We start from the raw sequence: 12,341 nt of genomic DNA, 5'->3' as shown, positions 1-12,341 counted from the left end.
CGTGCGTGCCCCAACCGCGTGCGGAAACGAAAAGAGATTAAAAATGACCAGTGCACACAAGGTTGCACGGCACCGAGCTGAGGCCCCCAAGACCAGCTCCCTTGCCGTGATCGCGAAGGCTGTCAGTGACAACGCCGGTGGCGTCGGCCGCCAGGCAGTTGTGATCGCTGCCGCTTCAGGACTGGTCTTGACCAGTGGCGTTGCTGCGAATGCCGCCGACACCAACGTCCAGCGTGAGTCCACGGCCACCACGGCCCTTGATGTCCAGGCAGTCACGCAGTCCACCATCGCTGCCGATTCCACTGTGGCCATCTCCTACGAGAGCCCGGTGGTCACCACGGTGGAGGCTCCGGCTCCCGTAGTTGAGAAGCCCGCAGCGAAAACCGGCTCCGGCTCCACTGCTACTGCTGGCGCCAGTGCCACCGTAGCCGTCAGCAACCCGGCCCCGGCCGCCAAGGCTCCGGCAGCGTCCAGCGGCCTCGGTGCTGCCATCGCCGCGGCAGCCTACGCCCAGCTCGGCGTGACCCAGGACTGCACCATGCTGGTGACCAACTCGCTGGCCGCCGTGGGCATCAACTTCCACGACTGGCCCGCCGGCTACCTCTCCCTCGGCCGCACCGTCAGCGCCGCCGAAGCGCAGCCGGGCGACCTCGCGTACTACGCCAACGGTGGTTACGGTGGAATGGCGCACATCGCCGTGTACGTCGGTAACGGCATGGCAGTGCACGGTGGATGGAACGGATCCACCACCGCACTCTTCAGCGTGAACGTCGGCTCCGGCCCGGTCTTCATCCGCGTGAACGGCTGATACAGCTTCTTTGAACGCCCCGCAGGATTTCCTGCGGGGCGTTCAGCTTTTAGGCCCTCGTGGAGGGCCAGGCAAGGTGTCCCGCACATGAACATTCGCCGACACCGCCCGGGAACCGGTCCGAAAATTCGTTGATACGGCATATAAGTGCTTACCCTTATGGTGTCGATCCACAGCCCGTACATGCAGAGGGCAGCCGGCCCTCGTGCCCCTGACGGGTGCGGCCGTGAAGAGGTACGTGCATGCGCACACTCGTTCTGAATGCTGGATATGAACCGCTGGCGGTAGTAACCTTCCGCCGGGCGCTGGTCCTTGTGCTGACTGGGAAAGCTAGCGTAGTGGCCGAAGGCGGCGAACCTGTCGTCGGGCCACAGGAGATTCTGGGACGTCCGTCCGTGATTCTTCTCAACCGCTACATCCGTCCCCGGTACAACAGGATCACCGCTGTGAGCCGCCGCGGGGTGCTCCGCCGCGACGGCCACCGCTGCGCCTATTGCGGCAAGACAGCGCACACCATAGACCACGTCCACCCCAAATCCAGGGGCGGCGCGGATTCCTGGGAAAACCTGGTTGCGGCGTGCTTGAAATGCAATAACGCCAAGAGCAACCAGACGCTCGCCGAGATGGGCTGGAAACTTCGGTTCACGCCCGGCGCGCCCACGGGAACCATGTGGCAGATCAAAGAACTCGAGAAACCTGCGCCGGACTGGGACCCGTTCCTCTTGCCGGAATCCGCTGCCTGATCGATTTCTGTTGTGCTCCTGCCCGGCGGGTAATCTGTGCGGATGGAGTTCAACGCCGTGATCCTGGCGGGTGGCAGGGCCACCCGCCTCGGTGGCGTGCCCAAGCCGGAGTTGAAGTACGACGGCGCGAGCCTCCTTACGCACGCCCTGGACGCGGTCCGGGGTGCTTCGCGGACGGTGGTGGTGGGGCCGCGGCAGGAAGGCCTTCCGGAAGGAGTCCTGTCCGCGCGCGAAGAGCCCGCCTATGCCGGACCGGCCGCGGCGATTGCTGTGGGGCTTGCGGCCCTTGAGGCTGCTGATCCGGCTCCGTGGACCTTGGTACTGGCGTGCGACATGCCGCATGCCTCACGGGGAGTGGCGGCCATCCTTGAGGAAGTTGAGAAGCATCAAGGCACCGAGGGAGCCATGGCAGTGTCTTCCGACGGCCGGCAACAGCCTCTTCTTGGTATCTACAGCACACAGGCCCTGGAACGCGAAGTCGGTGCAGCCCAGTCGTTAACGAACGCGTCTGTCTTCAAGCTGCTTGCTAGGCTGAACGTGCTGGCTGTTGCCGTTCCCGATGGCTCCACGGACGATGTGGATACGTGGGAGGATGCAGCGGCCCTGGGCATTGACAACGACTTGGAGGCGGACGTGAAAAGCCAGGACGAGACACTCGAGGAATGGTGCCGCACGCTGCTGCAGGCGTTTGAGCTTGAGGGCGTTGACGTGGACGTCAACGAGATCCTTGCTGTCGCCGGCGTGGCCGCGCACTCGGTGGTGCGTCCCGCGGCGCCCTTGACCACGTTTATCGCGGGGTACGCGGCCGGAATGGCACGCGGCATCGGCCAGGCCAACGACGACGCCGCCATGGCCGCCGCCCTGGACCTTGCCCGCCAAGTAGCCAAGCAGTATGCGGAGCCCGGGGCCGAAACCGAATGACGGAGGCCCCCGAACAGGGCCACCATGCGGCGCATACCTGGTACGAAGCCAGGCAGCGTGCGTTCGACGTCGCCACTCCCATCCCCGCAAGCCCTGTTCCGTTGCGCGCGGCGTTGGGGCGGACCCTTGCCCAGGACGTGCTTGCCCTGCAGGACATGCCGCACTACGCGTCGTCGGCCATGGATGGTTGGGCCGTGAACGGCAGCGGTCCGTGGATCCTCAACGAACCCGGGCAGCGGCTGGCCCCACACCAGGCCAGCCCGATCGTCACCGGTGGGCTGATTCCACCCGGTGCCAAAGCGGTTCTCCGCAGCGAAAGCGGCATCATCACCACGGACGACGACGGCCTGCCGGTTTTGGCGCTCGGCGGCACCGCGAAGCCGGGGGAGCCGCGCAACGGTCAACACATCCGCAAGGCGGCAGAGGAAGCTGCTGAGGGCGAGGTCCTGCTGAAGAAGGCAACGGTGCTGAACCCAGCGCACCTGGCCGTCGCGGCCCTGGCCGGCCTGGACGAACTGCCCGTCCTGGGCAAACCCTTGGTGAGGTTCCTCCTTACCGGGTCCGAGGTGGTTGAACGGGGCGTCCCTTCCCCCGGGCAGGTCAGGGATACCTTTGGGCCGCAGCTGGGTTCGGTGGTGGAGCTCCTTGGCGGGATCGACGGCGGGCTGGTCCGTGTAGGCGATAACTATGAGGAGTGGCTCGCGGCGCTGCAGGACGCGGAGCCGGGCACCTTGGAAGCGGGCACCACGGAACTGGGCACCTTCGAGGCGCGCATGACGGAACTGGGCGCCGACGCAGACCCGCCTGCCGACGTCGTTATTACTACTGGCGGTACCGGACGCTCGGGAACCGACCATTTCCGCAAGGCCGTAGCGGAGTTGGGCGGGACGCTGCTGATTGACGGGATCGCCATGCGTCCCGGACACCCGGCGGTACTTGCGGAGCTGCCTGACGGACGTTTCGTGCTGGGACTGCCGGGGAATCCCCTCGCTGCCATGATGGCCCTCTTTACCGTGGGCGGACCGTTGCTGGCTGCCCTCGGCCACGGACGCCTCGCCGACGTGGGCGAAGTACCGTGCGGTTCCATGATTGATGCCGATCCGGGCCGCACCCGATTGATGCCGTTCAAGCTGGTTTACGGGCTGGCGTCGCCGTCCCAGCATGCCGGGCCCGGAATGATGCGCGGGCTGGCAGGAGCGGACGGCGTCATGGTGGTGCCTCCCCACGGAGTGCAGATGGGCGAGCTGGTGCCGGCCTTCCCCTTGCCGTGGGGTAAGCCGCTGCCCGCTTCCAAAGCCGCCGAGGACAAACCACGCAAGGCGCCCGTTCGCACGGCAAAGAAGCCGCCGGCGGGACCGGTGGACTGGAGCGCGCTCGACGCCTGACACTGTCCGTGGACGCGGGTGGCGGCTTTGCCACCGGGCTTGTAATGATGGACACATGAACAGGCATGCCCCAGAACAGGACATCAACGAGGATGACCTGCAGATCCACCCGCCCAAACGAGCCGCTGCCGGCCTGAAGGCCGTGAGCGTCGCCCTCGAACGGGGCTACTCCCAGGCCGGTGTGGCCCGTACGGTCCGGTCCATGCTCCGGGTCAACCAGCGTGACGGCTTCGACTGCCCGGGTTGCGCCTGGCCGGAGTCCATTACGGGCCGGCGAAGCCCTGCGGAGTTCTGTGAGAACGGCGCCAAGGCGATCGCCGAGGAAAGCACCACCCGCACGGTGGGCGGCGAATTCTGGGCCAAGCACTCCATAGCGGACCTCGAGGACAAGACCGAGTACTGGCTGGGCAGCCAGGGCCGCATTGCCGAACCCGTGGTCATCAGGCCGGGGGACTCCCACTACTCGCCCATCAGCTGGACCGACGCGTTTGCGTTGATCGGCGAGCACATCAACGCCTCCACTCCGGATCGCTGCGTGTTCTACACCTCTGGCCGCACGGCCAACGAAACAGCGTTCATGTACCAGCTGTTCGCCAGGAGCCTGGGCACCAACAACCTGCCGGACTGCTCCAACATGTGCCATGAGTCCTCAGGCAGCGCGCTCAACCCGACCATCGGCATCGGCAAAGGCACTGTGTCCTTGGAGGACCTCCACCAGGCCGAACTGGTCCTGGTGGTGGGACAGAACCCGGGCACCAACCACCCCCGCATGTTGTCCGCCTTGAGTGACTGCAAGCGCAACGGAGGCAAGGTTGTTGCCGTCAACCCCCTTCCCGAAGCGGGCCTGCTGAACTTCAAGGATCCCCAGTCCCTGAACGGCGTCATCGGCGGCGGCACCACCATCGCGGACGAGTTCCTCCAGATCAAGGTAGGCGGCGACCTCGCCCTGTTCCAGGCTCTGGGCCACTTGCTCCTGGAAGAGGAGAAGCGCAATCCCGGCACGGTGGTGGACAAGTCCTTCATTGGCAAGCAGACGGAGGGCTTCGAGGCCTACGCGAGGGCCCGCTCCGTACTGGACTGGGACGAGACAGAACGGGCCACCGGCCTCTCCCGCGAGGAGATCACCAAGGTCGCCGGCATGATGGCTGCCTCCAAGGGCACCATTATCTGTTGGGCCCTGGGACTGACCCAGCAGCCGCACTCGGTGGATACCCTCAAGGAGATCATCAACCTGCTCCTGCTGCAGGGGAACTTCGGCAAGCCCGGCGCGGGTGCCTGCCCCGTGCGCGGCCACTCCAACGTGCAGGGCGACCGCACCATGGGCATCTGGGAGAAGCCCAAGGAACCGTTCCTGGAGGCCTTGGACAAGGAGTTCGGTTTCCGGATGCCCCGGGACCACGGCTACGACTCGGTGGAAACCCAGCACGCTTTGGAAAAGGGCGAAGTTGACGTGTTCGTCTCCATGGGCGGGAACTTCGCCGCTGCCGGTTCCGATACCAACGCGCTGGAGGCCGGACTCAAGACCGCCGGCCTCACAGTCCACATTTCCACCAAGCCCAACCGTGCCCACGTGGTGCACGGCCGGACGTCCCTGATCCTGCCCACGCTGGGCCGCACGGACACCGATGACAAGCACCCCAAGGGCAAACAGTTCCTCTCTGTGGAGGACTCCATGTCCGTCATCCACAAGACACAGGGCAGGCTGGAGCCCGTTTCAGAGCACCTGCTGAGCGAGCCGGTCATTGTTGCCCGGATGGCCCAGGCCACGTTCGGTGACGACCACGAAGTGGATTGGCGCGCCATGGCGGAGGACTATGACGTGATCCGGGACCACATCTCCCGCGTCATTCCCGGCTTCGAGGACTTCAACGCCCGGGTCCGCACCAAGAACGGTTTTGTCCTGCCCAACCCGCCACGCGATACCAGGACCTTCGCCACGGACACCGGCAAGGCACGGTTCACGGTGAGCCCGCTGGAGTACCTCGAAGCCCCTGCCGGGCACCTGATCCTGCAGACCGTGCGCAGCCACGACCAGTACAACACCACGTTCTACGGCCTGGATGACCGGTACCGCGGGGTATCCGAGGCCCGCCGCGTGATCCTGGTCCATGAGGATGACATCAAGGAACTCGGCTTCCAAGACCGGGACCTGGTGGATGTCATCTCCACGTTCGCGGGGACGGAGCGCCGGGCGAACAAGTTCCGGCTCATCGCTTACCCCACTGCCAAGGGCTGCGCGGCCGCCTACTTCCCGGAGGCCAACGCACTGGTCCACCGGGAGCTGGTGGCGCGGGAGTCCAATACACCGGGATACAAAGCGATGACCGTGCGGTTCGTCCCGCATGCAGAGGAAGAAGCCTGACATGGGACGCGTCACCCAGCGCCGAAAACTGCACAAGTTCGTCCTGGACGGATCGCCCCAGGCCATGGAGCATCCCGTCCGGTACAAGGAGGACGTCCTTGCCGTGGAGGAACCGCTGGAAATCCGACTGGGGGAGATGTCCTTCTCGGTGACCATGCGTACGCCGGGCGACGACTTCGATCTCGTTGCCGGTTTCCTTGTCTCCGAGGGCGTCATCTGGGAGCCCGGGCAACTGGTCTCGGAACGGTTCTGCGCGGGGGAGGACGAGGACGGCGTCCAGACGTTCAATGTGGTCGACGCCCAGTTGCGTCCCGACGTCGAGCGCCCCGAAACGGGCCGCAACGTCTACACCTCAAGTTCGTGCGGCATTTGCGGGACCGACTCCATTGAGGCCGTCCGCAAGTCTTCGCACCACAGCCCCAAGGAAGATCCCGTGACGGTGCCGGTGCGGGCACTGGCGGCCCTCCCGGACAGGCTTCGGGAAGCGCAGGCGGTTTTCGCCAAGACAGGCGGCGTCCATGCTGCCGGGCTCTTCCGGGTTGACGACGACGGCACCTCCGAGCTGCTCTGCCTGCGGGAGGATGTGGGTCGCCACAACGCGGTGGACAAGGTAATCGGCTGGGCGTTGCGGGCCGGAAAACTGCCGCTTCACGGCACGGTCCTGCAGGTCTCCGGACGGGCGTCCTTCGAGCTCGTGCAGAAGGCCGCCATGGCCGGCATCCCCGTGCTGTCCGCTGTCAGCGCCCCCTCCAGCCTTGCCGTTGAACTGGCAGCCGAAACGGGCGTGACGTTGGCCGGCTTCAGCCGCGGCCACAGCATCAACGTGTATGCCGGCGTCGAGCGGATCCTGCAGGATGTTCCGGTCTCCGCGGACGTGGCGGGACAGGGATAGTTCCCCATCACTTGGCTATTGTGCTGGAACAACGTAGATTTTATCCATCGAATGGAATCGCCGGAGTGCCCGGAACGCCACCTCTTTGAGGGACACCGTCCACCCGCCGCCAGTCCCGCCGCCCAGCTCATGCCAAAGGGGATTTAATTGCACGACGACCGCCGGATTACTGAACAGCGTCTCGATCGATTCGTTCGGGAACGCCTTCTTCCGGCCATTTATGGCAGGTCCGTTCCCCTTGAACTGAGCAGTTGGGATGCGCCGGGTGAACCGGTTCCAGCCTCAGAGGCAATGCGCCAACTGTTCACGCCGCAGGAAGCCGGCGCAGCCTGGGGCAAGGCGTGGAGTACCAAGTGGCTGCGGCTCCAGGGCGAGGTTCCCGAAGGCTGGGGTGCCTCGGAAGACACCGCCGTGGAAATCATCGTTGACCTCGGCTTCAACAGCGACGTCCCCGGCTTCCAGTGTGAGGGAACGGCCTGGCGTGCCGACGGCAGTATCATCAAGGCCATTTCGCCGCGGAACTACCACGTACCGCTGAAACTGCTCGGTGGAGGCCTGTCCGTGGACTTCTACGTCGAAGCGGCTGCCAACCCGGACGTCGCCCAGGGCTGGTCCTTCGCTCCCACGCCGCTGGGGGACAAAGCCACGTCTGGTGACGAACCCCGCTACCGGCTGGGGCGCATTGCCATCGCAGAACTCAACGAGACTGTGTGGGAGCTCAACCAGGACGTGTGGACGCTGACCGGGCTGATGCACGAGCTCCCCATGGAACTGCCCCGCCGGCACGAGATCCTGCGTGCGCTGGAGCGCATGCTGGACGTTATGGACCCGGATGACGTTGCCGGGACCGCCGCTGCCGGCCGCGCCGCGCTGGCAGAGGTGCTGAACCGCCCTGCCTACGCATCTGCCCACGAACTGCTGGCCACCGGCCACGCCCACATCGATTCGGCTTGGCTCTGGCCCGTCCGGGAAACCATCCGCAAGTGCGCCCGTACCTTCTCCAACGTGGTGGCGCTCATGGATGACGACCCAGAGTTTGTCTTCTCCTGCTCCTCCGCCCAGCAACTGGCCTGGATCAAGGAGTACTTCCCGGAGCTCTTTGTCCGCATCCGCGAGAAGGTCAAGGCCGGACAGTTCGTCCCTGTGGGTGGCATGTGGGTGGAATCGGACACCAACATGCCCGGTGGGGAGGCCATGGCCCGCCAGTTCGTGGAGGGCAAGAGCTTCTTCCAGCGCGAGTTCGACGTTGAGTGCCAGGAAGCCTGGCTGCCCGATTCCTTTGGCTACTCCGGTGCCCTCCCGCAGATCGTCAAGTCCGCCGGGTCCCGATGGTTCCTGACCCAGAAGATTTCCTGGAACAAGGTCAACCGCATGCCGCACCACACGTTCACCTGGGAAGGCATCGACGGGACGCGGCTGTTCACCCACTTCCCTCCAGTGGACACCTACAACGCCGAGTTGCACGGACGTGAACTGGCACACGCCCAGCGGAACTACCGCGACCACGGCCGGGGAACCATGTCCTTGGTCCCGTTTGGCTATGGCGACGGCGGCGGCGGACCCACGCGCGAGATGGTGGCCGCGGCGCACCGCACGGCAGACCTGGAAGGCTCACCCAAGGTCCGCATGGGCACGGCAAGGGACTTCTTCCTCAAGGCCGAGGCAGAGTACGCCAACCCGCCGGTCTGGGTGGGCGAAATGTACTTGGAGATGCACCGCGGCACCTACACCAGCCAGGCCAAGACCAAGCGGGGCAACCGCCGCAGCGAGCACCTGCTCCGCGAAGCCGAACTCTGGTGCTCCACGGCGGCCGTCCGTGTGGGCTTCCCCTATCCGGCGGCCGAGCTCAAGCGGCTCTGGCAATTGGTGCTTCTCCAGCAGTTCCACGACATCCTGCCCGGCAGCTCCATCGCCTGGGTCCATCAGGACGCCGAACGCAATTACCAGGCCATAGCCCGCGACCTTGAGGCGATCATCGCTGAGGCCGCGCAGGCCCTGGTCGGCACCGGGGAAACCCAATTCCTGCTCAATGCTGCCCCGCACAAGCGGTATGGCGTGCCGGCGCTGGGGGTTGCCGAGGCCGCCAGGGCTGACGCTTCCGTGGAGGTGTTGGAAGAGGCCGGCGGCTACGTTCTGGACAACGGCATCATCCGGGCAGTCCTGGACTCCAATGGTTTGCTCACCTCACTTGTTGACCATGCCAGCGGCCGTAACGCGATCGCACCCGGCCAGGCAGGCAACCTGTTGGAACTGTTCCGCGACACCCCGAACGAATGGGACGCCTGGGACATCGAGGAGTTCTACCGCCACAACGTCACGCCGTTGACCGACGTCGAAAGCACCGCCCTTGAGCGGACCGCGACGGGCGCCGTCGTCGTTGTTGAGCGTTCGGTGGGCGGATCCACCATCACGCAGCGGATCGCGCTCGACGCCGGCGCGGAATCGCTGGCCATAGCCACCACCGTGGACTGGCAGGAACGCGAGAAGATGCTGAAGATCGCCTTCCCGCTTGATGTGCGGGCCGACCAGTCGGCCTCGGAAACGCAGTTCGGCCACGTGTTCCGGCCGACCCACACCAATACGTCCTGGGATGCCGCCAAGTTCGAAATCTGCGCCCACCGCTGGATCCACGTAGGGGAACCGGGATATGGCGTGGCGGTCAGCAACTCGTCCAGTTACGGGCACGACGTCACCCGGGCGGTCCGCGAGGATGGTGGAACCACGACGACGGTGCGCACCTCGCTGCTGCGGTCGGCGAAGTTCCCGGACCCCGAGGCAGACCGCGGCGAGCACACCCTTGAGGTGTCCATCAGGCCCGGAGCAGGCATCGCCGACGCCGTGGAAGAGGGCTACAGGACCAATTTGAAGCCCCGCTACGCCAACGGTTCCCGGCCGGTGGAGCCGCTGGTTTCGGTGTCCAACCCTGCGATTGTGGTGGAAGCGGTGAAGCTCGCCGAGGACGGCAGCGGGGACGTCATTGTGCGGCTCTACGAATCCCTTGGACAGCGGTCGAAGGGCACGGTGATGGCCAACTTCGAATCTTCCGGTGTGATGGCGACGGACTTGCTTGAACGGACCGTGGAAGCCCCCGGCGTGGTCTGCGCAGGTAGGGCAGCAGAGCTGGTTCTCCGGCCGTTCCAGCTGGTCACGCTGCGCTTTGCCAGGTAGCTTCACCGGATAGTCCGTGCGGGCCCGCATCATTGGATGCAGGCCCGCCTTCGGCTACTCGGTCAGTTCGACGTCAACGACGCCTTTCAGGACCTGTTCGCGCAGGGGGATGACAGTGCTGAAGTGTTTGATGTCGTCCGCCACCCCCTTGGTGAACACTTCTTCAACCAGGGAAGGCATTTCCTTGACCCCGGCCAGGTAGCGCTTCGCGGCGAAGTCGAAGTCCGATCTGTTGTACCGGATCTTGGCGTTGAGCGCTTTGGCGTCGTCGGCGATTTTCTGGACTTCCTCGGCCGGGGCGTTGCGTGCCTCGGCATCGTCTGCCTTCTTGACGAAGTCGTCCTTGAGCCGGACGAACTCCGCATAGCTTTCTTCGCCCTTCGCGGTTGCCTCGGCGTTCGCCTCCAGCTCGGCCACCTTGGCGTCGAATGTACGGGCGAACTCCTGGTAGGCGGTGGTGTTGGACTGCTTCAGTTCCTCCGCCGCTTTCCGGCACGGTGTGGCAGCCTTGGCCAGCAAGGTTTGGCGTTCCCGCAGGCTGGCTGCTTTGGAACCTACGAACAGGCCGTTGCATCCGGCTGGGTCGTCCTCGCGGAAGAGGCCCTCGAACTGCGGGTAGGAGTTCACGAGTCCCTCCATGTAGCCGAAGTACCCTTCGTGGGACTCCACCAGCTGCTGCAGCGCGACTCCCACGGCATCGTCGCTGGAACCATGCGTGGCCTTCAGCTCGTCCAAGGCGGCCCGGGCAGACTTCGTGGCCTGTTGGACGTCGTCCTTCTCCTTCTGGCTGTTTCTGGTTGCCTCGTCCCGGGAAGCGGGGGCGTTCCGTGCCTTCTTGTAGGCGGCCAGATAAGCGTTGACTGCCGGCTGGATCTTGTCCCTGGCCTCGCTGAGGGCATTCATCCGGTCTTCCTTCAACAAGGACAGGCCTTCTTTTCGCTGTTGAGCAGCCAAGTTGGTCATGGCCACCAGCGTTCCGGCGGCAATGGCCAGCACAACGAGGACAATACCAATCACCAGGAGTACTGGGCGGCGATTGCGGCGGACGGGGACGGCAGTAGGTTCCGGAATGTGGTTGCTCATGGCCTAGTTCCCCTCCTGGCCGGCGGCATCAAAGCGTTCCAACCGCTCTTTCAGGACCCGCTCAAGGTTGGCGTTTGATTCGTTCGCTTCGTTAACCACGGTTGTGGACGCTTGTTTCACCGCGTTCTCATACTCCGTGCGGGGCTTGTCCAGGGCATCGTTGATGTCGAGCATGGCGATGGCTGCCAGGGTGCGCTTTGCAGCCCGCTCAAAGTCATCCTTGGCGTCCAGGACTTCCTGTTGCTTGTCCCGCTGCCCGCGGATGACTCCCTCGAAGGCACCCAGAAGCGTGCTTGTCTCGGCGTCGGAGCCGTTCTTGGCATCCGACAGGGCGGCCAAGCAAGCATCGGCGGTGGAAACGTAGTCCTTGGCGTACGTTTCGCTGCCGATGTTCAGGTCGCGGTGCAAGGGGGCGCAGGCGCCGCCAACTGACCCCGTGATGTTTGCCGTGTTGGTCAAGCGCTGGTCGTTGTAGGCCACCACGGCGCCGTACTTGTCCTTGAACTGCCCAACGGCGTCCTTGACCTCGGACTCCTGCAGCGCAGGCGAGCCAGCCATGGCTTCCAGCCGGTTCTTGTTCGTGGCGGATTCGCGTTCCAGGAGGTCACGCTGCTGTTGCAGTACCTGGCCAACCTCATCCGCATCCGCATCAGTAGAGACCGCGCTGGTGTACCGGGCCGTGAATTCCTGGACCAGGGGGTCGTAGATATTCATGGAGTTGTCCACGATGGCCCGTTGCTTGTCCAGGCGAAGCACGTCCGCACGCTGGACACCCGCCGGGCGGGACAGCACGAACCACGTGCCAAGCCCTCCGGCCACCAGGGCCAACGCCACTACTGCCACGATGATGGGCGTTCGCCGGCTTGTCTTTCGTTCCGGCTGTTCTGTCACTTCCACAGTCCGTCTTACCCCCCCGATTTTTTGACGCGTGCCCGGACAGGGGCACCCGAAACCTCATAAGGTTCCTGTTGAGCAGGAA

General features: G+C 64.9%; 9 protein-coding genes and 2 pseudogenes. 8 read left to right on the top strand and 3 right to left on the bottom strand.

Features of this window, described 5'->3' with window-relative positions; all coding sequences use genetic code 11:
• The first annotated feature begins 43 nt into the window (after positions 1 to 43).
• The 4 genes and pseudogenes from ACH488_RS07025 to ACH488_RS07010 form a co-directional block, all read left to right on the top strand.
• Entirely contained in the window at positions 44 to 808 is a 765-nt protein-coding gene (locus ACH488_RS07025; RefSeq protein ID WP_397323134.1) for an NlpC/P60 family protein, read from the top strand.
• Positions 809 to 1,050: 242 nt separating this feature from the next.
• Positions 1,051 to 1,551, top strand: coding sequence for an HNH endonuclease (locus tag ACH488_RS07020; RefSeq protein WP_397323132.1), 501 nt, complete (start codon positions 1,051 to 1,053; stop codon positions 1,549 to 1,551).
• 42 nt (positions 1,552 to 1,593) lie between these two features.
• Positions 1,594 to 2,472 carry an NTP transferase domain-containing protein gene (locus ACH488_RS07015; protein WP_397323131.1) on the top strand — a complete coding sequence of 293 codons (879 nt, stop codon included), beginning with the start codon at positions 1,594 to 1,596 and terminating at the stop codon, positions 2,470 to 2,472.
• Positions 2,469 to 2,918 (top strand): annotated as a pseudogene (locus ACH488_RS07010) (molybdopterin molybdenumtransferase MoeA); the annotation flags it as partial. The gene ACH488_RS07015 and the pseudogene ACH488_RS07010, both read left to right, overlap by 4 nt.
• A gap of 306 nt (positions 2,919 to 3,224) precedes the next feature.
• On the opposite strand, the pseudogene ACH488_RS07005 reads toward ACH488_RS07010, so the two are convergent.
• Positions 3,225 to 3,329 (bottom strand): annotated as a pseudogene (locus tag ACH488_RS07005) (hypothetical protein); the annotation flags it as partial.
• Between ACH488_RS07005 and ACH488_RS07000 the strand changes: the two are divergent.
• The 4 genes from ACH488_RS07000 to ACH488_RS06985 all read left to right on the top strand — a co-directional run bounded on the left by ACH488_RS07000 (position 3,291) and on the right by ACH488_RS06985 (position 10,279).
• Positions 3,291 to 3,857, top strand: a complete 567-nt coding sequence (locus tag ACH488_RS07000; protein ID WP_397323316.1) for a molybdopterin-binding protein — start codon at positions 3,291 to 3,293, stop codon at positions 3,855 to 3,857. The pseudogene ACH488_RS07005 and the gene ACH488_RS07000 sit on opposite strands and share 39 nt — an antisense overlap.
• A gap of 55 nt (positions 3,858 to 3,912) precedes the next feature.
• Positions 3,913 to 6,219, top strand: a complete 2,307-nt coding sequence (locus tag ACH488_RS06995; RefSeq protein ID WP_397323130.1) for an FdhF/YdeP family oxidoreductase — start codon at positions 3,913 to 3,915, stop codon at positions 6,217 to 6,219.
• A 1-nt stretch (position 6,220) separates the two neighbouring features.
• Positions 6,221 to 7,111: a formate dehydrogenase accessory sulfurtransferase FdhD gene (gene fdhD / locus ACH488_RS06990; RefSeq protein ID WP_397323128.1), complete on the top strand. Its 891-nt coding sequence runs from the start codon at positions 6,221 to 6,223 to the stop codon at positions 7,109 to 7,111.
• A gap of 147 nt (positions 7,112 to 7,258) precedes the next feature.
• Positions 7,259 to 10,279: an alpha-mannosidase gene (locus ACH488_RS06985; protein WP_397323127.1), complete on the top strand. Its 3,021-nt coding sequence runs from the start codon at positions 7,259 to 7,261 to the stop codon at positions 10,277 to 10,279.
• A gap of 54 nt (positions 10,280 to 10,333) precedes the next feature.
• Here ACH488_RS06985 and ACH488_RS06980 read toward each other — a convergent pair whose 3' ends face one another.
• Both ACH488_RS06980 and ACH488_RS06975 read right to left on the bottom strand, forming a co-directional pair.
• Positions 10,334 to 11,362: a hypothetical protein gene (locus ACH488_RS06980; protein ID WP_397323126.1), complete on the bottom strand. Its 1,029-nt coding sequence runs from the start codon at positions 11,360 to 11,362 to the stop codon at positions 10,334 to 10,336.
• 3 nt (positions 11,363 to 11,365) lie between these two features.
• Positions 11,366 to 12,253 carry a hypothetical protein gene (locus tag ACH488_RS06975; protein WP_397323125.1) on the bottom strand — a complete coding sequence of 296 codons (888 nt, stop codon included), beginning with the start codon at positions 12,251 to 12,253 and terminating at the stop codon, positions 11,366 to 11,368.
• Positions 12,254 to 12,341: the final 88 nt, after the last annotated feature.

Source organism: Paenarthrobacter sp. NPDC018779, from assembly GCF_044391085.1.
Classification (GTDB): Bacteria; Actinomycetota; Actinomycetes; order Actinomycetales; family Micrococcaceae; genus Arthrobacter.
The sequence above is the reverse complement of the archived record's forward strand: the minus strand, read 5'-3'. Positions and strand labels throughout refer to the sequence as shown.

Coding starts and splice junctions, on each gene's coding strand:
- ACH488_RS07020 (WP_397323132.1), top strand. CDS start 1,051: ATGCGCACACTCGTTCTGAATGCTGGATATGAACCGCTGGCGGTAGTA.
- ACH488_RS07015 (WP_397323131.1), top strand. CDS start 1,594: ATGGAGTTCAACGCCGTGATCCTGGCGGGTGGCAGGGCCACCCGCCTC.
- ACH488_RS06980 (WP_397323126.1), bottom strand. CDS start 11,362: ATGAGCAACCACATTCCGGAACCTACTGCCGTCCCCGTCCGCCGCAAT.
- ACH488_RS07025 (WP_397323134.1), top strand. CDS start 44: ATGACCAGTGCACACAAGGTTGCACGGCACCGAGCTGAGGCCCCCAAG.
- ACH488_RS06995 (WP_397323130.1), top strand. CDS start 3,913: ATGAACAGGCATGCCCCAGAACAGGACATCAACGAGGATGACCTGCAG.
- fdhD (WP_397323128.1), top strand. CDS start 6,221: ATGGGACGCGTCACCCAGCGCCGAAAACTGCACAAGTTCGTCCTGGAC.